Source organism: Duganella sp. sic0402 (assembly GCF_019219065.1).
Lineage (GTDB): Bacteria > Pseudomonadota > Gammaproteobacteria > Burkholderiales > Burkholderiaceae_D > Rugamonas.
The window spans coordinates 167,202-192,345 of sequence record NZ_JAHUWK010000005.1; the positions used below are offsets into that span (position 1 = coordinate 167,202).

At 61.3% G+C, this 25,144-nt stretch carries 20 protein-coding genes and 1 other RNA gene; 8 read left to right on the top strand and 13 right to left on the bottom strand.

What is annotated here, in order from left to right:
* Positions 1 to 42: 42 nt before the first annotated feature.
* Genes lpdA through aceE form a run of 3 tightly spaced genes read right to left on the bottom strand, consistent with a single transcriptional unit; the run spans position 43 to position 6,223 of the window.
* Positions 43 to 1,830: a dihydrolipoyl dehydrogenase gene (gene lpdA / locus KW842_RS14750; protein ID WP_218304863.1), complete on the bottom strand. Its 1,788-nt coding sequence runs from the start codon at positions 1,828 to 1,830 to the stop codon at positions 43 to 45.
* A gap of 9 nt (positions 1,831 to 1,839) precedes the next feature.
* The gene (aceF, locus tag KW842_RS14755; protein ID WP_218304864.1) at positions 1,840 to 3,501 is read right to left on the bottom strand and encodes a dihydrolipoyllysine-residue acetyltransferase; all 1,662 of its coding nucleotides are present in this window, start codon (positions 3,499 to 3,501) and stop codon (positions 1,840 to 1,842) included.
* Between the two features lie 31 nt (positions 3,502 to 3,532).
* Positions 3,533 to 6,223, bottom strand: a complete 2,691-nt coding sequence (gene aceE, locus KW842_RS14760) for a pyruvate dehydrogenase (acetyl-transferring), homodimeric type (protein ID WP_218304865.1) — start codon at positions 6,221 to 6,223, stop codon at positions 3,533 to 3,535.
* A gap of 266 nt (positions 6,224 to 6,489) precedes the next feature.
* On the opposite strand from aceE, the gene folD reads away from it, so the two are divergent.
* From folD to KW842_RS14785, 5 genes are all read left to right on the top strand, one after another.
* Positions 6,490 to 7,338 carry a bifunctional methylenetetrahydrofolate dehydrogenase/methenyltetrahydrofolate cyclohydrolase FolD gene (folD, locus tag KW842_RS14765; protein WP_218304866.1) on the top strand — a complete coding sequence of 283 codons (849 nt, stop codon included), beginning with the start codon at positions 6,490 to 6,492 and terminating at the stop codon, positions 7,336 to 7,338.
* 18 nt (positions 7,339 to 7,356) lie between these two features.
* Positions 7,357 to 9,429 carry a M3 family metallopeptidase gene (locus KW842_RS14770; protein ID WP_218304867.1) on the top strand — a complete coding sequence of 691 codons (2,073 nt, stop codon included), beginning with the start codon at positions 7,357 to 7,359 and terminating at the stop codon, positions 9,427 to 9,429.
* An 89-nt stretch (positions 9,430 to 9,518) separates the two neighbouring features.
* Entirely contained in the window at positions 9,519 to 9,950 is a 432-nt protein-coding gene (locus tag KW842_RS14775; RefSeq protein ID WP_218304868.1) for a DNA polymerase III subunit chi, read from the top strand.
* Positions 9,947 to 10,330 carry a hypothetical protein gene (locus KW842_RS14780; protein WP_218304869.1) on the top strand — a complete coding sequence of 128 codons (384 nt, stop codon included), beginning with the start codon at positions 9,947 to 9,949 and terminating at the stop codon, positions 10,328 to 10,330. Before KW842_RS14775 ends, KW842_RS14780 begins: the two co-directional genes overlap by 4 nt.
* 181 nt (positions 10,331 to 10,511) lie before the next feature.
* Positions 10,512 to 11,648, top strand: coding sequence for a branched-chain amino acid ABC transporter substrate-binding protein (locus KW842_RS14785; protein ID WP_218304870.1), 1,137 nt, complete (start codon positions 10,512 to 10,514; stop codon positions 11,646 to 11,648).
* A 58-nt stretch (positions 11,649 to 11,706) separates the two neighbouring features.
* Here KW842_RS14785 and KW842_RS14790 read toward each other — a convergent pair whose 3' ends face one another.
* Positions 11,707 to 12,027: a c-type cytochrome gene (locus tag KW842_RS14790; RefSeq protein WP_218304871.1), complete on the bottom strand. Its 321-nt coding sequence runs from the start codon at positions 12,025 to 12,027 to the stop codon at positions 11,707 to 11,709.
* Between the two features lie 133 nt (positions 12,028 to 12,160).
* Between KW842_RS14790 and KW842_RS14795 the strand changes: the two genes are divergently transcribed.
* Complete coding sequence (locus KW842_RS14795) at positions 12,161 to 12,382, top strand: TIGR04438 family Trp-rich protein (protein ID WP_218304872.1); 222 nt, start codon at positions 12,161 to 12,163, stop codon at positions 12,380 to 12,382.
* Here the strand turns inward: KW842_RS14795 and ilvD are convergent, their stop codons facing one another.
* Entirely contained in the window at positions 12,383 to 14,245 is a 1,863-nt protein-coding gene (gene ilvD, locus KW842_RS14800; protein ID WP_218304873.1) for a dihydroxy-acid dehydratase, read from the bottom strand. It lies immediately after the preceding gene.
* A 147-nt stretch (positions 14,246 to 14,392) separates the two neighbouring features.
* On the opposite strand from ilvD, the gene KW842_RS14805 reads away from it, so the two are divergent.
* Both KW842_RS14805 and lgt read left to right on the top strand, forming a co-directional pair.
* Positions 14,393 to 15,289 (top strand): LysR family transcriptional regulator, encoded by an 897-nt coding sequence (locus tag KW842_RS14805; RefSeq protein ID WP_218304874.1) that lies wholly within the window; start codon positions 14,393 to 14,395, stop codon positions 15,287 to 15,289.
* Positions 15,283 to 16,143, top strand: coding sequence for a prolipoprotein diacylglyceryl transferase (lgt, locus tag KW842_RS14810; protein WP_218304875.1), 861 nt, complete (start codon positions 15,283 to 15,285; stop codon positions 16,141 to 16,143). The genes KW842_RS14805 and lgt overlap by 7 nt, the downstream gene beginning before the upstream one ends.
* Here lgt and KW842_RS14815 read toward each other — a convergent pair.
* From KW842_RS14815 to KW842_RS14850, 8 genes are all read right to left on the bottom strand, one after another.
* A complete protein-coding gene (locus KW842_RS14815) occupies positions 16,124 to 16,585 on the bottom strand; it encodes an EVE domain-containing protein (protein ID WP_218304876.1) in 462 nt (153 codons plus the stop codon). The genes lgt and KW842_RS14815 overlap by 20 nt on opposite strands.
* 75 nt (positions 16,586 to 16,660) lie before the next feature.
* A non-coding RNA gene (ssrS, locus tag KW842_RS14820) (6S RNA) lies at positions 16,661 to 16,840 on the bottom strand.
* A gap of 55 nt (positions 16,841 to 16,895) precedes the next feature.
* The gene (locus tag KW842_RS14825; protein ID WP_218304877.1) at positions 16,896 to 17,207 is read right to left on the bottom strand and encodes a cell division protein ZapA; all 312 of its coding nucleotides are present in this window, start codon (positions 17,205 to 17,207) and stop codon (positions 16,896 to 16,898) included.
* Positions 17,204 to 17,455: a hypothetical protein gene (locus KW842_RS14830; RefSeq protein ID WP_218304878.1), complete on the bottom strand. Its 252-nt coding sequence runs from the start codon at positions 17,453 to 17,455 to the stop codon at positions 17,204 to 17,206. Before KW842_RS14830 ends, KW842_RS14825 begins: the two co-directional genes overlap by 4 nt.
* Before the next feature lie 88 nt (positions 17,456 to 17,543).
* Positions 17,544 to 20,348, bottom strand: a complete 2,805-nt coding sequence (gene galA, locus KW842_RS14835) for a beta-galactosidase GalA (protein ID WP_229223700.1) — start codon at positions 20,346 to 20,348, stop codon at positions 17,544 to 17,546.
* Between the two features lie 80 nt (positions 20,349 to 20,428).
* Positions 20,429 to 23,053, bottom strand: a complete 2,625-nt coding sequence (locus KW842_RS14840; protein WP_218304879.1) for a TonB-dependent receptor — start codon at positions 23,051 to 23,053, stop codon at positions 20,429 to 20,431.
* A gap of 139 nt (positions 23,054 to 23,192) precedes the next feature.
* A complete protein-coding gene (locus tag KW842_RS14845; RefSeq protein ID WP_218304880.1) occupies positions 23,193 to 24,161 on the bottom strand; it encodes a LysR substrate-binding domain-containing protein in 969 nt (322 codons plus the stop codon).
* A gap of 52 nt (positions 24,162 to 24,213) precedes the next feature.
* Positions 24,214 to 25,134, bottom strand: coding sequence for an SMP-30/gluconolactonase/LRE family protein (locus KW842_RS14850; RefSeq protein WP_229223701.1), 921 nt, complete (start codon positions 25,132 to 25,134; stop codon positions 24,214 to 24,216).
* Positions 25,135 to 25,144: the final 10 nt, after the last annotated feature.

A 25,144-nucleotide genomic window follows, 5' to 3' on the forward strand; every position in this document is an offset into this window, starting at 1 on the left:
AAAAGCCGGGAACAAGTCCCGGCTTTGATGATGCTGCTGTGCTTAGCGCTTGCGTGGCGGTGGCAGGTCGGTGCAGACGCCTTCGTAGACTTCCGCCGCCATGCCGATCGACTCGCCCAGCGTTGGGTGCGGGTGGATGGTCTTGCCGATGTCGGTGCCGTCGGCGCCCATTTCGATCGCCAGCGCGATTTCACCTATCATGTCGCCAGCGTGCGTGCCGACCATGGTGCCGCCGATGATGCGGTGCGTCTCAGCATCGAACAGCAGCTTGGTGAAGCCTTCGGCGCGGCCATTGGCCACGGCGCGGCCGCTCGCTGCCCAAGGGAAGTGACCCTTCTCGATCTTGATGCCCTTGGCTTTGGCTTCGTCTTCGGTAATGCCGACCCACGCCACTTCCGGATCGGTGTAGGCCACCGATGGAATCACCTTCACATCGAAATGCGACTTCTGGCCCGCTGCCGCTTCCGCAGCGACGTGGCCTTCGTGCACCGCCTTGTGCGCCAGCATCGGCTGGCCCACCAGGTCGCCGATGGCGAAGATGTTTGGCACGTTGGTGCGCATCTGGCTGTCGACCGGGATGAAGCCGCGATCGGTAACGATCACGCCGGCCTTGTCGGCAGCGATCTTCTTGCCGTTCGGGCTACGGCCCACAGCCACCAGCACCAGATCGTAGACCTGCGGCGCAGGCGCGGTGGCGCCGGCTTCCGCAGCCTCGAAAGTGACCTTAATCCCTTCCGGCAGCGCTTCAACCGCGACCGTTTTGGTCTTGGTCATGATGTTATCGAAGCGGGCTTCGTTGTACTTCTGCCAGACCTTGACCGCATCGCGGTCGGCGCCTTGCATCAGGCCGTCCATCATTTCGACCACGTCGATGCGCGCGCCGAAGGTCGAGTACACGGTGGCCATTTCCAGGCCGATGATGCCGCCGCCGATGACCAGCATGCGTTTCGGGATCTGGCGCAGTTCCAGCGCGCCGGTCGAATCGACGATGCGCGGATCTTCCGGCACGAACGGCAGTTTCACCACCGACGAACCGGCGGCGATGATCGCCTGCTTGAACTGCACAACTTTTTTCGAGCCATCGTTGGCGGTGACTTCGATGTGGTTAGCACTCAGGAACTGGCCGACGCCGGTGACTACCTGCGTCTTGCGGGCCTTGGCCATGCCGGCCAGACCGTTGGTCATGTTCTTGATCACGCTTTCCTTGTGCTTGCGCACCTGGTCGATGTCGATGGTCGGCTTGGCGAAGGTCACACCGGTCTTGGCCATGTGCGACGTCTCGTCGATCACGGCAGCCACGTGCAGCAGCGCTTTCGACGGGATGCAGCCGACGTTCAGGCAGACGCCGCCCAGCACATCGTAACGCTCGACCAGCACCGTGTTCAGGCCCAGATCGGAGGCACGGAATGCCGCCGAGTAGCCGCCAGGACCGGAGCCCAGCACCATCATGTCGCAGTCGATGTCGACCTGGCCGGTGTAGCTGCTGCCGGCTGGCGCGGCGATCGGCGCGGCTGGCGCCGGAGCCGATGCTGGCGCTGCGGCGGGCGCCACGGCGGCCGGAGCAGTCGCGGCAGCCGGAGCAGCCGCAGCACCTTCGGTGGCATCAACCACCAGCAGCGCCACGCCTTCCTTGACCTTGTCGCCGACCTTGACACGCACTTCCTTCACCACGCCGCTATGCGACGACGGGATTTCCATGCTGGCCTTGTCCGATTCAACGGTAATCAGCGACTGATCGGTCTTGATCGTATCGCCCACCTTGACCATCACCTCGATCACTTCGACCTCTGCAAAGTCGCCGATATTCGGCACTTTCACTTCTGTGCTCATATTGGCTCCTTACAGCAGAATTTTGCGCATGTCGCCGAGCACTTCGCTCAGGTACACGGAGAAGCGAGCGCCCATTGCGCCATCGACCACGCGGTGGTCGTAGGACAGCGAGGTACCCATCAGCAGGCGAGGCTGGAAGGCCTTGCCATCCCAGACCGGCTTCAGCGATGCCTTGGACAGGCCCAGGATCGCCACTTCCGGCGCGTTGACGATCGGCGTGAAGTGCGTGCCACCAATGCCGCCCAGCGACGAAATGGTGAAGGTCGCGCCTTGCATATCGGTCGGTTTCAGCTTGCCTTCGCGCGCTTGCAGCGACAGCTCGGTCATTTCCTTGGCGATCTGCGTCACCGATTTCTGGTCGGCGTTTTTGATCACTGGCACTACCAGGCCGTTCGGCGTATCGGCCGCGAAGCCGATGTTGTAATACTTCTTCAGAATCAGGTTCTCGCCCTTTTCGTCCAGCGACGAATTGAAGGTCGGGAATTTCTTCAGCGCGGCGACCGATGCCTTGATGACGAAGGCCAGCATGGTCAGCTTGGTCGCGTCCTTGTTCTTGGCGGTAGCGGCGTTGGATTCAACGCGGAAGGCTTCCAGATCGGTAATGTCAGCGTCGTCGAACTGCGTGACGTGCGGGATCTGCACCCAGTTGCGGTGCAGGTTAGGACCGGAGATCTTTTTGATGCGCGACAGCGGCAGCAGTTCGGTTTCGCCGAATTTGCTGAAGTCCAGCGACGGCCATGGCAGCACGCTGAAGTTGCCGCCGCCTCCGACGGCGCCACCAGCAGCTGCCGGCGAAGCGACGGTACCAGCGATCACGCCCTTGACGTAGTTCTGCACGTCGATCTGGGTGATGCGGCCTTTCGGACCGGAGCCTGGCACTTTGCCCAGATCCACGCCCAGTTCGCGGGCGAACTTGCGGATCGATGGCGAAGCGTGCGCCAGCTTGCCAGTTTGGACCGAGCCTTGCGATGCGGCTGGGGCTGGCGACGGTGCTGCAGCAGGGGCCGGTGCAGGTGCGGCAGCAGTTGCAGGCGATGGCGCAGCGCTGGTAGGCGCGGCAGCGGCGCTCACCGGACCGCCGGTGGCCTCGACCACGAACACCAGCGAGCCCATGGCAACCTTGTCGCCGACTTTGACTTTAACTTCCTTCACCACGCCGGCGTGCGACGACGGGATCTCCATCGACGCCTTGTCCGACTCAACGGTCAGCAGCGACTGGTCGACCTTGATGGTGTCGCCCACCTTGACCATGACTTCGATGACTTCCACTTCCTTGAAGTCGCCGATGTCCGGCACTTTGATATCGACCGGGCCAGCGGCGGCCGCAGGAGCGGCGGCTGGCGCAGGTGCAGGGGCCGGTGCGGCGGCAGCTACCGGCGCAGGCGCCGGGGCAGCAGCAGCAGCAGCAGCAGCGGCTGGCGCTGCGGCGGCGCCATCGGCCTCCACCAGCAGCACCAGCGAACCCATTGCGACCTTTTCGCCGACTTTTACCTTGATCTCTTTCACCACGCCAGCGGCGGACGAAGGGATCTCCATGCTGGCCTTATCCGATTCAACGGTGATCAGCGACTGATCCACCTTGATGGTGTCGCCGACCTTGACCATCACTTCGATGATCTCAACTTCCTTGAAATCGCCGATATCCGGGACTTTAACTTCCACAATGCTCATAGCGTTTGCTCCGTATTTTTTTCTAAGCGGATTATTGGGTCACCGGATTTGGTTTGTTCGGATCGAGGTTGTACTTGGCAATCGCTTGCTCAACCACTTTGACATCGACCTTGCCTTCTTCCGACAGCGACTTCAGTGCGGCAACCGTGATGTAGTAACGGTTCACCTCAAAGAACTCGCGCAGCTTGGCGCGGCTGTCCGAACGGCCGAAACCATCGGTGCCCAGCACGCGGTAGGTGCGATCCTTCGGAATGAAGGCGCGGATCTGCTCAGCAAACGCGCGCATGTAGTCGGTGGTCGCCACGATCGGACCTTGCGTATCCTTCAGCAGTTGCGCCACGTAAGGCACGCGCTGCTCTGCGGTCGGGTTGACCAGATTCCAGCGCTCGGCGTCCTGGCCGTCGCGCGCCACCAGCGTCAGCGAAGGAGCGGACCACACGTCGGCAGCAATGCCCCAATCGTTCAACAGCAGTTCCTGAGCGAAGAGCGACTCGCGCAGGATGGTGCCGGAACCGATCAGCTGCACGCGCTGCTTGGCTTTCTTGTCGCCTTCCTGCAGCAGGTACATACCCTTCAGGATGCCCTCTTCCTGGCCCGGCTTGATGCCTGGGTGCGGGTAGTTTTCGTTCATGATGGTGATGTAGTAGAACACGTCTTCCTGTTCTTCCACCATGCGGCGCATACCATCCTGGATAATCACTGCCAGCTCGTGACCGAAGGTCGGGTCATACGGCATGCAGTTCGGCACAGCCGCTGCGAACAGATGGCTGTGGCCATCTTCGTGCTGCAGGCCTTCACCGTTCAGCGTGGTACGGCCGGCAGTGCCGCCCATCAGGAAGCCGCGAGCGCGCATGTCGGCCGCTGCCCACACCAGATCGCCGATACGCTGCATACCGAACATCGAGTAGTAGGTATAGAACGGGATCATCACGCGGTTGTTGGTCGAGTACGAGGTCGCCGCAGCGATCCACGAGCTCATGCCGCCAGCTTCGTTAATACCTTCCTGCAGGATCTGACCGGCTTTGTCTTCGCGGTAGTACATCACCTGGTCTTTATCGACTGGCTCGTACAACTGGCCTTGCTGGTTGAAGATACCAACCTGACGGAACAGGCCTTCCATACCGAAGGTACGCGATTCATCGACCAGTACCGGCACGATGCGTGGGCCAACGCTGGAATCTTTCAGCAGCGTGGTCAGGATACGCACGTATGCCTGGGTCGACGACACTTCGCGGCCTTCCGCAGTCGCGTCCAGCACATTCTGGAAAGCGGTCAGCGGTGGTACGGTCAGTTTCTCGTCGGCCTGCTGGCGACGGGCCGGCAGGTAGCCGCCCAGCGCGGCGCGGCGCTCGTGCAGATACTTGATTTCAGGTGCGTCATCGGCTGGCTTGTAGAACGGGATGTCGGCCAGCTGGTCGTCCGGAATCGGGATCGAGTAGCGGTCGCGCATCTCGCGGACGGCTTCGTCGGTCAGCTTCTTGGTGTTGTGCGCGGTGTTGCGTGCTTCGCCGTGCTTGCCCATGCCGAAGCCCTTGATGGTTTTCACCAGCAGGACGGTCGGTTGGCCTTTGTGTTCCTGTGCGACCTTGAACGCAGCGTAGATCTTGTGCGGATCGTGGCCGCCACGGGTCAGGCGCCAGATGTCGTCGTCGGTCATGTTGGCAACCATCTCCAGCAGCTTAGGATGCTTGCCGAAGAAGTGCTTGCGCACGTAGGCGCCGTCTTTGGCCTTGTAGTTCTGGTATTCGCCGTCGACGGTTTCCATCATCACTTTGCGCAGGATGCCTTCTTTATCCTGTTGCAGCAGCGCGTCCCAGCCTGGGCCCCAGATGACTTTGACCACGTTCCAGCCGGCGCCACGGAATTCGCCTTCCAGTTCCTGGATGATCTTGCCGTTGCCGCGCACCGGACCGTCCAGGCGTTGCAGGTTGCAGTTGACCACGATGACCAGATTGTCCAGCTTCTCGCGCGCGGCCATGCCGATCGCGCCCAGCGATTCCGGCTCGTCCATCTCGCCGTCGCCGCAGAATGCCCAGACCTTGCGGTCGGTGGTGTCGGCGATCGAGCGGGCGTGCAGGTACTTCAGGAAGCGTGCCTGATAGATGGCCATCAGCGGGCCCAGGCCCATCGACACGGTCGGGAACTGCCAGAAGTTCGGCATCAGTTTCGGGTGCGGGTACGACGACAGGCCGCCACCGTCGACTTCGCGACGGAAGTGCAGCAGTTGGTCTTCGCTCAGGCGCCCCTCCAGGAAGGCACGCGCGTAAACGCCAGGCGACGAGTGGCCCTGGATGTACAACAGGTCGCCGCCGTGGTTTTCGCTCGGTGCTTTCCAGAAGTGGTTGAAGCCGATGCCCAGCATATTGGCCAGCGAGGCGAACGAGGACAGGTGACCGCCCAGATCGCCGTCAACGCGGTTGGCCTTGACCACCATCGCCATGGCGTTCCAGCGCATCCACGAGCGCAGTTTTTCTTCGTATTCCAGATTGCCTGGGCAGTGTTGCTCCTGCGACAGTGGAATGGTGTTGACGTAAGCCGTATTGGCCGAGAACGGGATGTCCGAGCCGCTTTGGCGGGCCAGGTCAATCAGACGCTCCAGCAGGTAGTGAGCACGCTCAGGACCCTCTTGTTCCAGCACTGAGGCCAGGGAATCCAACCATTCTTTAGTTTCTTGCGAATCCGGGTCGGTGTTTGCCGTTACCTGGTCAAGTTGAGCTGACATTGTATTAAGTCTCCTGAGTTGAGATGTGCCCCGAACCATGCGGCTTTCGGGTTAAGAGTTTGCTGATTATTTACTATTACTTTGATGACGTGTGGGGATTCTAGCAGCCTATTTTTGCTTTTTCAAATTGCGATAAGACATTTTACATTGTGAAATTTCCCTATGAAAACCTTGTGCAGCGCAACATGCGGCAGATGCTGAAAACGCGGCGGGATGGGCTGTGCGGCCTTATAATGCTGTTCTCCCTCTACCACCCTGGTTAAATCATGTCTGCACAACTGATCGACGGAATCGCCCTCTCCAAAAAACTGCGCGCGGAAATTGCTGCACGTGCTGAAAAACTCACCGCCGCCGGCAAACAGCCGGGCCTGGCAGTGATCATTGTCGGCGACGACCCGGCCAGCCATGTGTATGTGCGCAACAAGGTCAAGGCGTGCGAGGACGCCGGTTTCTACTCGCTCAAGGAAGAATACCCGGCCGACCTGGCTGAAGCCGCGCTGTTGGAGCGCATTGCCGCGCTGAACGCCGATCCGAAGATCCACGGCATTCTGGTCCAGATGCCGCTGCCGAAACACATCAACGCGCATAAAGTGATCGAAGCGATTTCGGTCAAGAAGGACGTGGACGGCTACGCGGTGCTGAGCGCCGGCGAGCTGATGACTGGCCTGGACGGTTTCCGTCCATGCACGCCATATGGCTGCATGAAGCTGATCGAAAGCACTGGCGTCGACCTGCGCGGCAAGCATGCGGTGGTGATCGGCCGTTCCAACACGGTCGGCAAGCCGATGGCGCTGCTGCTCTTGCAAGCCAACGCCACCGTCACCATCTGCCATAGTGCGACCCCGGACATCGGCGTTTACACCCGCCAGGCGGACGTGGTCGTGGCCGCAACCGGCCGCCGCAATACCCTGACTGCTGATATGGTCAAGCCAGGCGCGATCGTCATCGACGTCGGCATCAACCGTAACGACGAGGGCAAGCTGTGCGGCGACGTGGACTTCGACGGCATCAAGGAAGTGGCATCGCACATCACGCCTGTGCCAGGCGGCGTGGGCCCGATGACCATCACCATGCTGCTGATGAACACGGTGGAAGCGGCTGAACGCGCAGCATAACCAATATAGGACCACAAGATGACTGACAAAAACCCTCTGCTCGACTTCAGCGGCCTGCCGCGTTTTGACGCCATCCAACCGGAGCACGTGACGCCGGCCATCGACGAACTGCTGGCCAAGAGCCGCGCCGTGGCCGAGCAACTGCAAGCGCCATCGGACAACGTGAGCTGGGACAGCTTCGTCACCCCGCTGGAGAACGCCACCGAGCTGCTGGGCCGCGCCTGGGGCATCGTCAGTCATCTGAACAACGTGGTGGACACGCCGGAACTGCGCGCCGTCTACAACGAAAACCAACCCAAAGTGACCGAATTCTGGACCGAGCTGGGCCAGAACGAAGCGCTGTTCGCCAAATACAAGGCGCTGCGCGCCTCGGCCGAGTTCGACACCCTGTCGCCGGCCCGCAAGCGCATCATTGAAAACGCCATCCGCGACTTCCGCATGGGCGGCGCCGAACTGCCGGAAGATAAAAAGCCGCGCTTCGCCGCCATCCAGGAAGAACACGCGATGACCTCCACGCGTTTCTCGGAAAACGTGCTGGACGCCACCAACGACTACAAGCTGCTGGTCACCGACGAAGCCGACCTGGCCGGCCTGCCGGACGATGTCAAGGCCGCCGCCCGCGCAGCCGCCGAGAAAGCTGAAAAACAAGGCTGGGAATTCTCGCTGCACTTCCCGTCCTACTATCCGATCCTGCAATTCGCCGACAAGCGCGAACTGCGCGAAACCATCTACCGCGCCAACGCCACCAAAGCCTCCGAGCAAGGCGATGTATTCAGCAAAAAGGAGGAGTGGGACAACACCCAGAACATCGTCACCCTGCTGAAGCTGCGCGACGAAGAAGCCAAGCTGCTCGGCTATAACAATTTCGCCGAAGTCTCGCTGGTGCCGAAGATGGCCAAGTCGCCTGACGAAGTGATCGCCTTCCTGGAAGACCTGGCCAAGCGTGCCCGCCCGTTCGCCGAGAAAGACCTGGCCGAGCTGCGCAGCTTCGCCAAGGACGAGCTGGGCATAGCAGACCTGAAAGCCTGGGACATCCCCTACGCCTCGGAAAAACTGCAGGAAGCCCGCTACGCCTTCTCCGCACAGGAAGTGAAGCAATACTTCCCTGAGCACAAAGTGGTCGACGGCCTGTTCCGCCAGATCCAGAACCTGTTCAACGTCGAGATCAAGCCGGATGACGCGCCGGTATGGCACAAGGACGTGCGCTTCTTCCGCATCGAACGCGACGGCAAGCTGATCGGCCAGTTCTATCTCGATCTGTACGCGCGCGCCGGCAAGTCCGGCGGCGCCTGGATGGACGACGCGCGCGGCCGCCGTGCCGACGCCACCAATATACAAACGCCGGTCGCCTATCTGACCTGCAACTTCACCGAACCTGCGGTGGAAGACGGCGTCGCCAAGCCATCGCTGTTCACCCACGATGAAGTGATCACGCTGTTCCATGAATTCGGCCACGGCCTGCACCACATGCTGACGCAAGTGGACGAGCTGGGCGTGTCCGGCATCTCCGGCGTCGAATGGGATGCGGTCGAGCTGCCATCGCAGTTCATGGAAAACTTCTGCTGGGAATGGGAAGTGCTGGAGCACATGACCTCGCACGCCGTCACCGGCGCACCGCTGCCGCGCGCGCTGTACGACAAGATGCTGGCCGCCAAGAACTTCCAGTCCGGCCTGCAAACGCTGCGCCAGGTCGAGTTCTCGCTGCTGGACATGCACCTGCACTATGACTACGACGCCAGCACCGGCCAGACCGTGCAGCAGCTGATCGACGATGTGCGCCGCCAGTTCTCGCTGGTAATCCCGCCCTCGTTCAACCGCTTCCAGAACTCCTTCGGCCACATCTTCGCCGGCGGCTATGCGGCTGGCTACTACAGCTACAAATGGGCTGAGGTGCTGTCCGCCGACGCCTACGCCGCGTTTGAAGAAGCGCAGAAGCTGGGCCCGGCCGCCGTGTCGGAAACCGGCAAGCGCTACCTGGCGGAAATCCTGTCGGTCGGCGGTTCGCGTCCGGCGCTGGAATCGTTCACCGCCTTCCGCGGCCGCGAGCCGAGCATCGACGCGCTGCTGCGCCACAGCGGCATGGCCGCGTAACAATTCGCCCTACCTCCCTCGCCGGAATACGCTCGGTAGCAACATCGATGCCAGCGTTTTCCGGCGTTTTCGCATACACTGGATTTGCCATGACACGCATCGACTTTCACACCAATGTCCCGGACAAAATAGCCTACGCCTGCCGCCTGGTGCGCAAGGCCTGGGCCGGTAATAACCGGGTGGTGCTGATGACCGACGATGACGCGCAACTGGCGGAACTTAACGCGGCGATGTGGACATTTTCCGCCACCGACTTTTTGCCGCACGTGTTGGCGGAGGACGCGCTGGCGGCGCACACGCCGATCCTGCTGACGAACAATGATGAGGCGGAATTACCACACACGCACAAAGAATTATTGGTCAATCTGTCGCGCCGGGCGCCACGTAATGTGACACAGTTCGCGCGCATGATCGAAGTGATTTCCTCTGAAGAGGATGATGCGGCTGCCGGCCGCAAGCGTTATGTCGCATACAAACAGCAAGACTATCCACTTACCCACTTTGTCGCAGGTAAATCATGAGCCAAGCATCGTTTGACGCAAGCATCCCTGTACTGACGGAAGTATTGAAGGCGGAGCAGACGGCCGAGGCGCCGGCTGTCGTTGTGGCGCCGCCGCCATCGGCCGCCGCCGAGCTGGAAGCAGCCGCCATCGACGGCTGGAGCGACGCCGAATGGGCGGTGCTGGAGCACCGGCTGTCGGTGCGCATCATGCACCAGTTGCAATCGCGCGTGGACTTCGTGCTGGAGCAGCGCATCAAGGACAGCATGGCCGAAGTGCTGAGCCATGCGCTGCATGACCTGACCAATGAAATCCGCATTGGCCTGCATGACACGATCGAGAAAATCGTCTCGCGTGCGGTCACGCAGGAGCTCACCCATCTGCAAGCGCAAAAGAAGTAAATCCGCCAGATCCGCGCGCCGCATGATGCATGGCGGTGCACGGATCGCACTCCCCTGATGCACCGCTGCATCAAATCAGTGAAACGCTCCAAAAAAGTTCGAAACCGCCTGTTTGCCGCTTTGCGCGGCGAATTTTTTGTTGTACCTTGGTGGCCTTGCATACAACTATTGGAGATTGCACATGCAGTTCAAATTCATTCCTCTGGCCATCGCCCTGGCATTTGCCGGCAGCGCCGGTGCGCAAGAAGTGATCAAGATCGGCCACGTCGGCCCCGTCTCCGGTCCATCGGCCCACCTTGGCAAGGACAATGAAAACGGCGCCAAAATGGCGGTCGAAGATTTGAACGCCAAGGGCATCAAGATCGACGGCAAGCCGGTCAAGTTTGTGCTGCAACTGGAAGACGACGGCAGCGATCCCAAGCAAGGCACGGCGGTTGCGCAGAAGCTGGTTGACGCCAAGGTCAACGGCGTAATCGGCCACCTGAACTCCGGCACCTCCATCCCCGCCTCCAAGATTTACCACGACGCCGGCATCCCGCAAATCTCGCCGGCCACCACCCAGACCAAGTACACCCAGCAGGGCTTCAAGTCGGCCTTCCGCGTGGTCGCCAATGACGCCAAGCTGGGCGGCTCGCTGGGCAGCTACGCCACCACCAAGCTGAACGTGAAAAAGATCGCCGTGATCGACGACCGCACCGCCTACGGCCAGGGCGTCGCCGATGAGTTCATCAAGGGCGCCAAGAAAGCGCTGCCGGGCGTCGAGATCGTCGCCAAGGAATTCACCAACGACAAGGCCACCGACTTCAATGCCATCCTCACCAAAATCAAGGCCAAGAATCCTGAGCTGGTCTTCTTCGGCGGCATGGATTCGGTGGGTGGTCCGTTGCTGCGCCAGATGAAGGCGCTGGGCATCAACGCCAAGTACATGGGCGGCGACGGCATCTGCACCGAATCGCTGCCGAAGCTGGCCGGCGCGGCCAACGCCAACGGCATCGTCACCTGCGCGGAAGCCGGCGGCGTCACTGCCGAGCAGCAAAAAGGCATGGACGACTTCGTTGCACGCTATAAGAAAAAGTACAATGCCGATGTGCAGATCTACTCGCCGTATGTGTACGACGCGGTGATGACCATGGCCGCCGCCATGCAGGAAGCCAAGTCCTCGCAGCCGGCCAAGTATTTACCGGTGCTGCAGAAGATCAAATACCAGGGTGTAACCGGCCTGATCACGTTTGACGACAAGGGCGACATCAAGGACGGCGCGCTGACCTTGTTCACCTACAAGGATGGCAAGAAAACCAAGATCGAAGTGATCCATTGATTACTGCTGACGTAAAAAAAGCGCCTTGAAGGCGCTTTTTTTACGGCGAAGGCACAGCTCATTTCTGCGACAGCACCCATTTCACCAGGGTCTTGGCTTCCGCTTCATTCACCTGCGGGTTGGCTGGCATCGGGATCGCACCCCAGGTGCCCGAACCGCCCTTCATCACTTTGGTGACCAGTTTGGCTTCAGCGTCTTTTTGGCCTGCGTATTTGGCGGCCACGTCCTTGTAGGCAGGACCGACCAGCTTGGTGGCGACAGCGTGGCAAGCCATGCAATTTTTTGCCTTTGCCAGATCGCCGCCAGCGTCAGCCATGGCGGCTTGCGAGGCGAATGCCGAGGCTACAACTACCCCAACCATCATCAAATTGCGTTTCATTGTTTGTTCTCCAGGTAAAAGTGCTACTCAATGGTGCTAGTCCATTCTACCGCGTTTTGCTCTTATTCATTTAACGCTTAAGTCAAGTTAAAGGTTGACGACGTGGAGTAAGATAGCAGCAAAGGAGAACATCATGCCGCTGATCCTATTGATCGTTGCTTTGGTTGGGCTGCGCTATTTTGAGGTATGGAGATTTGCCGAGCTGTCATGGTGGGCGATCGGCGCCCTGATGGTGATCGCGTTCCTGTGGTTCGAATTCATCGAGCCGATGCTGGGCTTTGACAAACGCAAAGCCCATAACGAAGACGAAAAGCGCCGCAAGGAACGCGTCAAACAAACCTTCGATAAGAAGTGATCAGCGCTTCAGCTGCGACAGGTCGCGCACCGCGCCGCGGTCGGCGGAGGTGGTCAGCGCGGCATACGCTTGCAGCGCTTGCGAGACATAACGCTCGCGGTTGACCGGCTGCCATGCATCGGCGCCCTTGGCTTCCATCGCTGTGCGGCGCGCCGCCAGCTCAGCATCAGTGACGCGCAGGGCGATGGTACGGTTAGGGATATCGATATCGATCATATCGCCCTCTTCCACCAGACCGATCGCGCCACCTTCCGCCGCTTCCGGCGAAGCATGGCCTATCACCAGGCCCGACGAACCACCCGAGAAGCGGCCATCGGTGAACAGCGCGCACGCCTTGCCCAAGCCCTTCGACTTGATGTACGACGTCGGATACAGCATCTCCTGCATGCCAGGGCCGCCTTTCGGGCCTTCGTAACGGATGATGACCACATCGCCGGCGTGCACGGTATCGCCGAGAATGGCTTCCACCGCCGCGTCCTGCGATTCAAACACGCGTGCCTTGCCGCTGAACTTCAGAATGCTCTCATCCACACCAGCGGTTTTGACGATACAGCCTTTCTCGGCCAGGTTACCGTACAGGACCGCCAGACCGCCGTCCTGCGAGTAAGCATGTTCCTTGTCGCGGATGCAGCCGGTGCTGCGGTCCAGATCCAGCGATGCAAAGCGCTCCGATTGCGAGAACGCCACCTGGGTCGGCACACCGCCCGGCGCGGCGCTGAACAGCTTGTGCACGGCCGGATCGTCGCTGCGTTTGATGTCGTTGCGTTCGATCGCATCGGCCAGCGTTGGCGCATGAATGGTTGGACGGCTGGTGTCCAGCAGACCTGCCCGCGCCAGCTCACCCAGAATCGAGATGATGCCGCCAGCGCGGTGCACGTCTTCAATATGGAATTTGTCCGTCATCGGCGCGACCTTGCACAGGCATGGCACTTTGCGCGAGATGCGGTCGATGTCGGCCATGGTGAAGTCCACACCCGCTTCGTGCGCGGCCGCCAGCAAGTGCAGTACGGTGTTGGTCGAGCCGCCCATCGACACGTCCAGCGCCATCGCGTTTTCCCAGGTCGACTTGGTGGCGATGGAGCGCGGCAGGATCGAATAGTCGTCCTGCTCGTAGTGGCGCTTGGCCAGTTCAACGATCAAACGGCCGGCGCGCAGGAACAGCTGTTCGCGGTCGGCGTGGGTGGCAACGATGGTGCCGTTACCCGGCAGCGACAGGCCCAGCGCCTCGGTCAGGCAGTTCATCGAGTTGGCGGTGAACATGCCCGAGCAGGAACCGCAGGTCGGACAGGCCGAACGCTCGATCTCCGCCACGTCGGCGTCGCTGACAGTGGTATCGCCAGCCTTGATCATCGCGTCCACCAGATCCAGCTTGATGACCTTCTGGCCGCCGTTGACCACCTTGACCACCTTGCCGGCTTCCATCGGGCCGCCGGAAACGAAGATCACCGGAATGTTCAGGCGCATTGCGGCCATCAGCATGCCCGGCGTGATCTTGTCGCAGTTGGAGATGCACACCATCGCATCAGCGCAGTGGGCGTTGACCATGTACTCGACCGAGTCGGCGATCAGGTCGCGCGACGGCAGCGAATACAGCATGCCGCCGTGGCCCATGGCAATACCGTCGTCCACCGCGATGGTGTTGAATTCCTTGGCCACACCACCGGCCTTTTCGATCTCGCGCGCCACCAGCTGGCCCAGATCCTTCAGGTGCACGTGGCCAGGCACGAACTGAGTGAAGGAGTTGACCACGGCGACGATCGGCTTATCGAAATCGCCATCTTTCATGCCGGTGGCGCGCCAGAGCGCGCGGGCGCCGGCCATATTGCGGCCATGGGTGGTGGTGCGGGAACGGTATTGCGGCATGATGTGTTTCTCCAATGATAAGGCGTGCTTAATGCAGCTGGCTTAGCATGGAAGTTTGCGACGCCCATGCCATCGTGTCAAATATATGATTTGCACGACTGTGAGTCGTATAAAATATCACAGAGCATAAATTACATAGTAAACCATATGGAACTGCGACAACTGCGCTACTTCGTCACCGTCGCCGAAGAACTCCACTTCGGCAAGGCAGCGCTGCGTCTGCATATGACGCAGCCACCGCTGTCGCAGACCATACAGGCGCTGGAGGAAGAGCTGGGTGCGGCGCTGTTCGAACGCAACCGCCGTGGCGTGACGCTGACGCCGGGCGGCGCGGCGCTGCTGCCGGAAGCCCGCCGCCTGCTGGCGCAAGCACAGGAGCTGCCGCAGCTGGTGCAGCGCGCGGCCGGCGGAGAAGCTGGCCGCCTGACGCTGGCCTTCGTCTCCTCGGCCGATTACAGCGTGCTGCCGCCCTTCCTGCGCGCCTACCGCGCGGCGTACCCGCAAGTGCAGATCACGCTACAGGAAGCCACCTCCGACCTGCAACTGGACGACCTGCTGCATAACCGCATCGACGCCGGCCTGCTGATTCCGCCGCTGCCCGACAAGGCGCGCGCCACGCTGGAGTACCTGCCGGTATTGAACGAGCCGCTGGTGCTGGCCCTGCCCTCCGGCCTGCCGCTGCTGAAGAAAAAAGGCAAGCTGTCACTGTCGGCATTGCCACCGCTGCCGCTGATCATCTTCCCGCGCGTGATCTCGCCAGCGCTGCATGACGCCATCCTGTCCGTGTTCCGCGAAGCCGGCATCACGCCGCAGATCGGCCAGGAAGCGATTCAGATGCAAACCATCGTCAGCCTGGTCTCGGCCGGCATCGGCATGGCGCTGGTACCGCAGTCAGTCTCCAACCTGATGCGGACCGGGGTAGAATACCGGGCGCTGGCGCACGCCACGCCGCTGGTCGAAACCGGCCTGGCCTGGCGGCGCGACAACACCTCGCCGGTGCTGCACGGCTTTTTGGAATTACTGAGAAAGAACGTCATATGCTGATACACCCGATGCCCGATCCCATCGCCCTGCAGCTGGGCCCAGTCGCTATCCACTGGTATGGCCTGATGTATGTGCTGGCCTTTGCCATGTTCATCGCGCTGGGCCGCGTGCGCATCAAACAGCCGCACATCGCCGCGCAGAACTGGCGGAAAGAGGATCTGGACGACATGCTGTTCTACGGCATGATGGGCGTGATCATCGGCGGCCGGCTGGGTGAGGTGCTGTTCTACGAACCAGTCAAATACTTCTCCGACCCGATCGAGATTTTCAAGGTGTGGCATGGCGGCATGTCCTTCCACGGCGGCTTTATCGGCGTGCTGGTAGCGATGTCACTGTGGGCGCGCAAGGTGGGGCGCAACATCCTTGATGTGTATGACTTTATCGCGCCGCTGGTGCCGCTGGGTTACGCCGCCGGCCGCATGGGCAACTTCATCAACGCCGAGCTGCCGGGCCGGGTGGTCAGCGATCAATCGCTGCCATGGGCGATGCTGTGGCCGAACATCAACTTCCCGCTGCATCCGAATCCGGTGTTCCTGGAAGGCCTGCGCCATCCGTCGCCGATTTATCAGATGCTGATCGATGGCCTGCTGGTGTTTGTGATCCTGTGGCTGTTCTCGCGCAAGGAGCGCCCGCGCCTGGCGGTGGGCGCCTTCTACACGCTGCTGTACGGCTGCGCGCGCTTCTTCACCGAATACTTCCGCACGCCGGACTGGGAAACCACGGTGCTCGGTCTGCCGATCACCTCCGGCCAGGTGCTGTCGCTGCCGATGGTCATCGCCGCCATCGCCATGCTGGTGTGGGCCTACAAAGTGAAGCAGCGTGGCCGCGCGCCGCTCATTGCTTCAAAAGCTTGACGATGGCTTTCCATTGCGCCGGCGTGACCGGCGTGATGGACAGGCGGCTGCCCTTTTGCAGCACCACCATATCTTCCAATGCCGTGATGGTGCGCATTTCCGCCAGCGGCAACAAACGGGTTTTCTGCGTGCCCTTTACATCGATTGAAATCCAGCGCGGCTGCGCCTGGGTCGCCTTGGCGTCATAGTATTTACCCTTGGCGTCGAACTGCGATGCGTCCGGATAAGGAGTACTTACTATCTCCGCCAGGCCCGCGATGCCCGGCTCCGGGCAGCTGGAGTGGTAAAACAGCACGCCATCGCCCACCTGCATCTGATCACGCATGAAATTGCGCGCCTGATAGTTGCGCACGCCAAACCACGCTGTCGTCTGATCCTTTGACGCCATGACATCATCAATGCTGACCTCGTCCGGCTCGGACTTCATCAACCAATATTGCATCACGCCTCCAGTGAAAACGTCCAGACGAAAAAAAGCGGCTGCGCATTCTCATGCTTGCAACCGCTTCTTGTTGAATAGGGCCCCACGTGTGCCGTCTTGCCGGCATCCCGAACCAAAAGGCTCAGGTGGTCACAGTTAGTTCAATTTCGGGTTCATCGGACTAGCGACGCTCTCGCCCATCGAACAAATTTCCGTAACCGGTGCAAAAAAATGGTTCAAGGAATATATGACAAGTCTCGAACACTGCAGGGTAAGCTTAGTTTACTCCGATGTGCGCCGCAAAGGAAGGGCCGATTCGATTAAAAACGAATTAAAACAGCGCTTCCTGTGGCGTCAGCGCGGCGTCCAGCACTTTGTGCATGGCGCTGATCTTGGTCTGCACTTCCAGAATCGACATGTCAGACAACGGACCTTGCGGCGCTTTCACCGTCAGGAACTCCGCCGCCACGCCCAGCGCGGCCATCACGGCGATGCGGTCATTGCCCTTAACCTTGCCTGCGTCGCGGATCGCGGTCATCTTCTTGTCCAGGAAGGAGGCCGCCTTGCGCAAGGCCTGCTCTTCGTCTTCCTTGCAGGCCAGCTTGTAGCTCTGGCCCATGATGGTCACATCCACCTGGATCATCGTGCGTCCTCGTTTTCAGGCTGCTTTTCTTCCTCTGCGGCGTCGCCGCCGTTATCGAGGGCAGGGATTTGTTCCAGCAAAGCCTCGACCCGGACGGATGCCTCGCTCAGGCGGCGCTGATAGCCCATGTTCTCCACCACGAGGGCGGCATTGGCCTGGCGCAGTTGTGCATTTTCCCGGCGCAGCGCGGCGGTCATCTCGGCCAACTGGTCGATTTTGTCGGAGAGTTGTTGGAAATCTGAAATCATCCCGCCACTATAGGCAGCGCGCGGGATGCCGTCAACCGAATCACGTGTTTGCTCATCACAAGCACGCGATTTATTTACTCAACGTCAATTACTTGCCTGCTTCGATGGTGACATTGCCTTCAATCCCGCTGCCCTGGGCTGCTTCGGCCTCGATCAGCACATTGATCTCGCGCTTGCCCGAGCCGGTCGGCAGGCGCACATCCAGCGGCGCGGCCGCGTAGCTGTCCTTCTTGCCGATCAACTGCCCGTTCAGCCAGATCTCCGCCTTGCCCTTGATGGCGGCGAAGCGGATCAGGCCCGTGCCGTCGGACAGATTCTTGCGCGGCGTGAAGCTGGCACGGTACAGATGATACTTGCTGCCGGCGGCGGCGCGCATCGGCGGCGAACCCCAGCCCCAGGTATTCATGTCAAAGCTGGCCAGCTTCTGGTTCGGGTCCGGACGCTGGTCGCCATCCGGCGCGATACGCCAGCTGCGCACAAACGTCAGCGGTGCATCGGCATGTGCGACATACGGCTCGGCCGCCACCCGCTGCACGGGGATGGTCACGCGCGCGGCCTTCAGGCCAGCGGTACTGGCTTCGATGGTGACATCGTCCTGCGCATCGTAGCTGGTCTGCACGATCAGTTGCGCCAGGCCGTTGAACAGGCGGCGGGTCGCGCCCTTCTCGTCTTCATGCGAATTGGGATCGCCGTTGCCATGGCCGATGGAACGGCCGCCGCCAGTCACGGCGAATGTCACCTCGTTCTGCGCCAGCGGTACGGCGCGGCCCTGTGCATCCAGCGCACGCACGGTGATTGGCACGGCGTCGCGGCCATCGCCAGTCAGTTGCGCGCGGTCCGGCACCAGCTCCAGCGAAACCGCCTCGCCGGTGGTTTCCACCGCCGTGCGCACCACTTCCTTGCCGCCCTTGTAGCCGATGGCTTCCAGCTTGCCCGGCTCGAAAGCGACGTTGAAGTTGTTCATGCGGTAGGGGTCAACCTGCTGTTCGCCCAAGTCACGGCCATTCAACAGCAGCTTGATGCGCTCGACGTTAGCCATCACCATCACGCGCACATTCTCGCCCTGCTTCCAGTTCCAGTGCGGCGCGATGTGGATCAGCGGCTTGTCCTTAATCCACTGTACCTGGTGGATGTAGTAGGCGGTCTTGGCAAAGCCGTTCAGATCCATAATGCCGAACACCGAGCTGACCGAAGGCCATTCGTTCGGCGTTGGCTCGCCACGGTAGTCGAAGCCGGTCCAGACAAAGCCGCCGGCCACGAACGGGCGCGTGTCGATGGCCTGCCACGCGTCGCGGTGGGTATTGCCCCACTGCGCGGCGTCGTCGTCATAGCTGGCAATCAGGTTCTTCTCTTTCACCGTTTTGTATTCGCCGCGCGTCATGAAGGCGGAGGTGTCTTCCGAGCTGGTGAACGGCTTGTTCGGATACGCCTTGTGATAACGGTCGTAGTCCGGCACCTGGTAGTTGGCACCCACCACGTCTACTGCGTGCGATACATTCAGCTCGGTCAGGAAGCCACCGTTCATCGCGGCGGTGACCGGACGGGTATCATCTAGCGCCTTCACGGCGGCCGACATGCGGCGCACCATCTCGTAACCGACTTCGCTGGCTTGTACCGGCTCTTCGTTAAACACCGACCACAGGATGATGCCTGGGTGGTGACGGTCGCGCTTGACCATCCACTCCAGCTGCTTCATATAGTCCGGCGACGGGTTGAAGTTGCGGTTCTCGTCCATCACCACAAAGCCCATGCGGTCTACCATATCCAGCACTTCGGCCGCTGGCGCATTGTGCGAAAAGCGGATCGCGTTGACGCCCAATTCCTTCAGGCGGCGCAGACGGTATTCCCATACCGAATCCGGCACCGCCACACCAACACCGGCGTGATCCTGGTGAATGCACACGCCCTGCAGCTTGACGTGCACGCCATTCAGGAAGAAGCCCTTGGCCGCATCGAAATGAATGGTGCGGAAACCGGTGTTCAGCGACGTCTCATCCAGCACCTTGCCGGCTTGCAGCACGCGCGTGGTCACGCGATAAAGATTGGTTTTCTCGATCGACCACAGCGCCGGATTGTTGATCGTCACTGGCAGCTTAACCGCGCTGGTGGCCAGCACGCCCACGCGTGCAGACTCGGTGCGCTTGGCCACCTGCTTGCCGGATGGGTCATACAGCGTCACCTCCACCAGCACCTCGCCAGCGGCCTTGCCGCTGTTGTTCAGCGTGACTTCCACCGGAATGCTCCACTGCTTGTCCTTCAGCAGGCGCGGCGTCGCGTGCACACCGTCGGTCGCCACATGCAGCGGGCTGCGTTTGACCAGCCAGCTGTGGCGATAAATGCCGGCGCCTTCGTACCACCAGCCTTCCATCGCTTCCGCGTCGACGCGGATGGCGATGGTGTTCAGCGCATCGCCGTAGCGCAGGTAAGGTGTGATGTCGATGTAGCTGGCGTTATAGCCTGACCAGTTGCGGTTGACCACATTGCCATTGACCCATACCGTAGCATGGGTGGCGATGGCGTCGAACTGCAATTCAAAATGCTTGCCGCGATCCTTGGGATCGACTTGCAGGTAGCGGCGATACCAGCCGATGCCACGCGGGCGGTAGCCCTGCGCCACATTGGCTTTCGGATCGAACGGGCCTTCCACCGCCCAGTCGTGCGGCAGGTCGAGACGGCGCCAGTCGGAATCATCGTATTCATTGCCAGCCGCGCCGCCGGCGCTGCCGGCCTTGGCATTGCTATAGGATTCTTCGTGTCCAACGATGGGGGGCTGGACGATATCGCCCTGGTGGAATAGCCAGCCGCGATCCAGCGACAGACGTTCGCGCGCGGCGGCATTGGCGCCCGCGCAGGCCAGCATCAGCAGGATGGTGGCGAATAATCTTATTTTCAAATCAGTCTCCCTGATAAAAAAAACGGAGCAGCGCCATCACGCACCGCTCCGCAAAACCACGATAAAAACTTTAAGCGCGCTTACAGCTTGAACGACAGGCCCAGGTTGTAGCGGCGACCGAACTCGGTGACTTCCTGTTGGTAAGGAATGTTCCCGCTGGTGTAGACAGCCTTCTGATTGGTCAGGTTGTCGATGCCGAAGCGCAGCTGCACGTTAGGCGTCAGTTGCTTGGCCAGGTTCAGCGTCACATACGTCTCGGCATCGTTGACCAGCAGCTTGCCGGCGTCCCAGCTTGGGTTGCGCACAAACTCGCTGTGATAGTTGGCCGACAGACGCGCTTCGTAGCCGGCTTTCTCGTACCACAGGGTGATGCCGCCGTTGTGCTTCATCAGGCCTTCGACCGGGAACGGATTGGTGGTTGGCACCTGTTCGCGGATGGAGCTGTTGGTGTAAGCGTAGTTACTGGCGATGCCCAGACCATCGAACGGCGCTGGCAACGAAGTGAAAGCCTGCTGATAAGCCAGCTCCAGGCCGCGGATGTTGCCGCCTTCGCCGTTTACCGAACGGGTCACCGTGGCGCTACGGCCATTAAAGGTCGCCTGCTCGGTGGAGATGGCGATGTAGCGCGACACCTGCTTGTAGAACACGCCGGCCGACAGCAGCGAGCCTTTGGCGAAGTACCATTGGTACGCCAGGTCCAGCTGGTTGGCCATCATCGGCTTCAGTTGCGGATTGCCGGCGCTGCCGGTCAGCGGCTGCGAAGTATCGGCGTTCACGCCCAGGTTGCGCGAACCACGCATCTCGTCGATTGGTGCACGCGACATGGCGCGTGCCACGCTGAAGCGAATCTGGCGTTCCTGCGCTTCGTCCAGATTGAAGATCAGGTTCATGCTCGGCAGGATCTCGGTGTACGAGGTGCCGTCCGACACGCTGGCCAGCACGTCGTTGGCCTGCGGCTGTACGCCATAGCCGGTCTGCCTGGTGTGCACCAGGCGCACGCCGACGTTGCCGCGATAGGTTTTGCCGAAGGCTTCGCCATCCAGATCGCCCTGCACGTACGCCGAAGTGCTGCGCTCCTTGACCTTCCAGCCGGCGATGGCATCGCCCTGGATTTGCCAGCTCTCGCGCGTCTGGCCGTCCGGGTTCAGCGCATTAGGGCCGAACACCGACGAAATCGTGCCACCGAAGTCTTTCAGCGCAAAGAATGCCGGGAAGCCGCTGACGTTGACGGTCTCGTAGGCCGACGCTGGAATCGACTTGCCGGCGCCCGGCGTCAGCGTCCAGGTGGTCTGGTGGTAGCTCTTCTCACGGTCGCTGGCACGGATGCCGACCTTCAGGCGGCTGATGATGCTGTTATCGATCGGACGCGAGGCGCTCAGACTGACCGCATTCAGCAAATCCTTGACCTGTCCATTTTTGTCAACATAGAGCGTCGGTGCGCCGAAGTTGGCGGGGTTGCCGCTGTCGATGCCGTAGCTGTAAGCCTGGCGCTCGTCGCCGGTGAACGACCAGCTGACCGGCACCCCGCCGTTGGCATACTGGCGGATATCGCTCCACTGGCTGCCACGGCGCGCGTGCGAAGTCGACAGGTCGGCTTCCACTTTCCAATCGCCGGCGGTGAACTTGCCGTTCAGGCCCGAGGCGGCGATGCTGGTGTCCTGGATGTAGTTGAAATCGTTGTTGATCAGCGAAGCATTGTTGATCGTGCCGCCGACAACATAGCCGTCGCGCACATCCAGGTTGCTGAACGCGGCCGAGTTGGTGCCGCCCCAGTTACCCACGCCATCCACCCAGTGCTGCAGGCCACGTTCATCGATCTTGGCTTGCGCGTAGTAGGTGTCGGCGGTGATCAGCACATCGTTGTTCGGCTTCCACTCGAGCTTGCCCAACACGCTGGAACGCTTGTCTTTGCCGTGGCGTGCTTCATCCTGGAAGCCCCATGGGGCTTTGCCGGTTTTGCCGCCGGCGGTCACTTGCTCTGCGGTGTTTTCGTTGAAGCCCCAGTGCTGGATATTCTTTTGCACCGAAGGCTGGTCCTGGTAGCTGAAAGCGATTGCCGCACCGATGGTCTTGTTGGCGAACTGGTCGACATAGATGCCGCCGACGCGCGGCGCGGTCTTGTCGGCGCCCGGCACGTCCTTGGCCAGCGCGTAGTACAGCGCATCGGCTTTCAGATTCAGCTGGCGGCCGTTGTACTTCAGTGGCGAAACCGTTTGCAAATCGATGGTGGTGGCGACGCCGCCTTCCACCAGGTCGGCATTCTGCGTTTTATACACGGTCGCGCCGCTGATCGACTCTGACGGGAACTGCTCGAAACGCACGGCGCGGTTAGGCTCGGACGAGGCCAGTTCGCGGCCGTTCAGCGTGGCGCCGATGAAGCGCGGGCCCATGCCGCGCGCGACGATCTGCGACGCATTGCCGCGATCCAGGCCGGACGACAGGCCAGGCAAACGCGCCAGCGATTCTGCAATGGTGGTATCGGGCAGCTTGCCGATGTCTTCCGACGATACGACCTCAACGATGCTGTTCGACGCTTCCTTCGCCGCCAGCGCGTTGCGCACCGAGGCGCGAATACCGGTCACATTCACTTGCTGGATTTCGTCGGTGGCAGCAGGCGCGGCGGCCGCTTGTGCGAAAGCTTCCTGGACCAGAAGCGGCGAAGTGAAGAGCGTGGCAATCAGCCAGCTCACTTTTTTCTGTTTCATTGTGCATCTCCAGTGTTTGTATTCATCCCGTCTCTGATGAAGATGTGGACGGATGCACTGGATGCTAACGAAACGTTTATTTACAAACCAATAGATTATTTAGCACGGGCCATACCAAGTTCGTATATCAGCCCTGGCGTCAAGGCTGCGCTGGCGGCTGATAATGAGGATAGATGCTGGCTGCGGCGTCGCGCAGCGCGATCAGCATGGCGTCCGCGCCCGGCGAGAGCTGGTGTCGCTTGCGCGTCACAATACCGAAAGAGTCCATGCTGACACCAAGGTCAAATGGCAGCGTCTTCAGCAGGCCCGCATCCAGATAAGGCTGCACCGCTTCGACCGGCAAAGCGACAATCATGTCATTGTTCAGCAGCAGGCTGGCCACCACCGGCATGTCCAGCGTTTCAACGGTTTCCACCGGCTGCTCCAGGCCATGCGACAGGAACAGCGCGGTCAGGCGGTCGCGCAGGATGGAGCCGGCCGGCGGCAGTATCCAGCACTGCTCCATCAGGTCTTCCAGCTTCAGGTCGGTGCGCGTCATCAGCGGATGGCTGGCACGCGCGATCAGCAAATGCGGCTCGTCGGTCAGCGGTTCAAAGTTCAGCTCATCGGCCGCCTCGGTATCGAGGATGCGGCCGACCACCAGATCCAGCTCGCCGCCGCGCAGCCGCTCGACCAGCACTTTGCTGGTCGACATATTCACCGCGACGTGCACGCGCGCATGGCGCGCCTTCAACAGATTGATCGCTTTCGGCACCAGACCGGTGGCCGGCGCCAGCACCGTGCCCAGGCCCACGCGGCCGCGCAGGCCGGACAGCAGCTCCATCACTTCCTGGTGCGCCGCGTCCATTTCCGCCAGCGCCGCGCCGGCGCGGCGTATCAGCACCTTGCCGTACCAGGTTGGCGAGACGCCGCGCGACAAGCGCTCGAACAACTGCACGCCCAGCGCGTGTTCCAGCTCGCCCAATAACTTGGACGCGCCAGGCTGCGTCAGGTTGGCGGCTTGCGCCGCGTGCGCGATGGAGCCGTGCCGGCCCAGCTCGACCAGCAAGACCAGGTGGCGGGTTTTCAGGTGGGAGCGAACAAAGCGGTCCGAGCGGGAATCAGTCATATTGTTGATTGGTTTGATTGCCCATCATAAATGCGGGCTCGGCCACCGTCAATCACCGCCCCGCATCGGCAAGCCCCATGGAAGCGCTACCGCTGTCAATAAACAAGCCTTCCTTGACACCGGGCGCCAATCCCCTGGCGAGATCCGGCGGCAAACCGTACAGTCCGCCCTGCTCGCCCAGCACCAGCAATTGCGCCATGCCGGGGCCGCCAAACGCCACCGAGGCGGCAGACTCGCGCGCCAGGGCGATCTGCTGCAGCGGATGGCCAGCGCCATCGTATTGCACCAGCACACCGCCCTGCACGCTCCACAAATTGCCCAGGCTGTCGGCCAGCGCGGCGCCGGCGCCCGCCGCCAGCAATTCGGCAAAGCGCTGCGCCTTGCCAACCTTGGCGCGCTCGGCGTCGTAGTCGCATTGCATGATGGCGCCGCTGGCAGCGTCGGCAAAATACATGCGCCGGCCGTCCGGGCTGAAGGCGATGCTGGCCGCACGCACCACCGCCGGCAGCGCCAGCCGGCGCAGGCCGTGGCGCTGCGCGTATTGGTAGAAACTGCCGATCGGCCGCTGGTCCTGCGCGGTATTGGCCGTGCCGAAGACAAAATTACCGCCTCGGTCGGCGCAGCCGTCGCTGATACTGGTGCGCGGCTCGGCCGCGTCGATCGTCAGCAGCACCTGGGCTTGCAGCGGCCGCAAGGGCTGCCCCGGCTGCGGCAGCTCCACCATGCCCAGACGCTTGCCCAACGCCAACAACAGCCGGCCGGAGCTGCAACACGCCATGACGCAGGCGCTTTCCAGCATCCGCATGCCGCTCGGCATGGCCGGTGGCGCCGGCCATGCATACAGCTGGCCGCCAACCGGGTCCGGCCAGCGCCAACATTGCCTTGCAGCATCCCAGCGCAGTGCACAACCGGCCTGCCCGACCCGCAGCAGCATGATGCCGGGCGTGGAAGCAACGGTGTTAGCGACATTCATGGGTATCCTG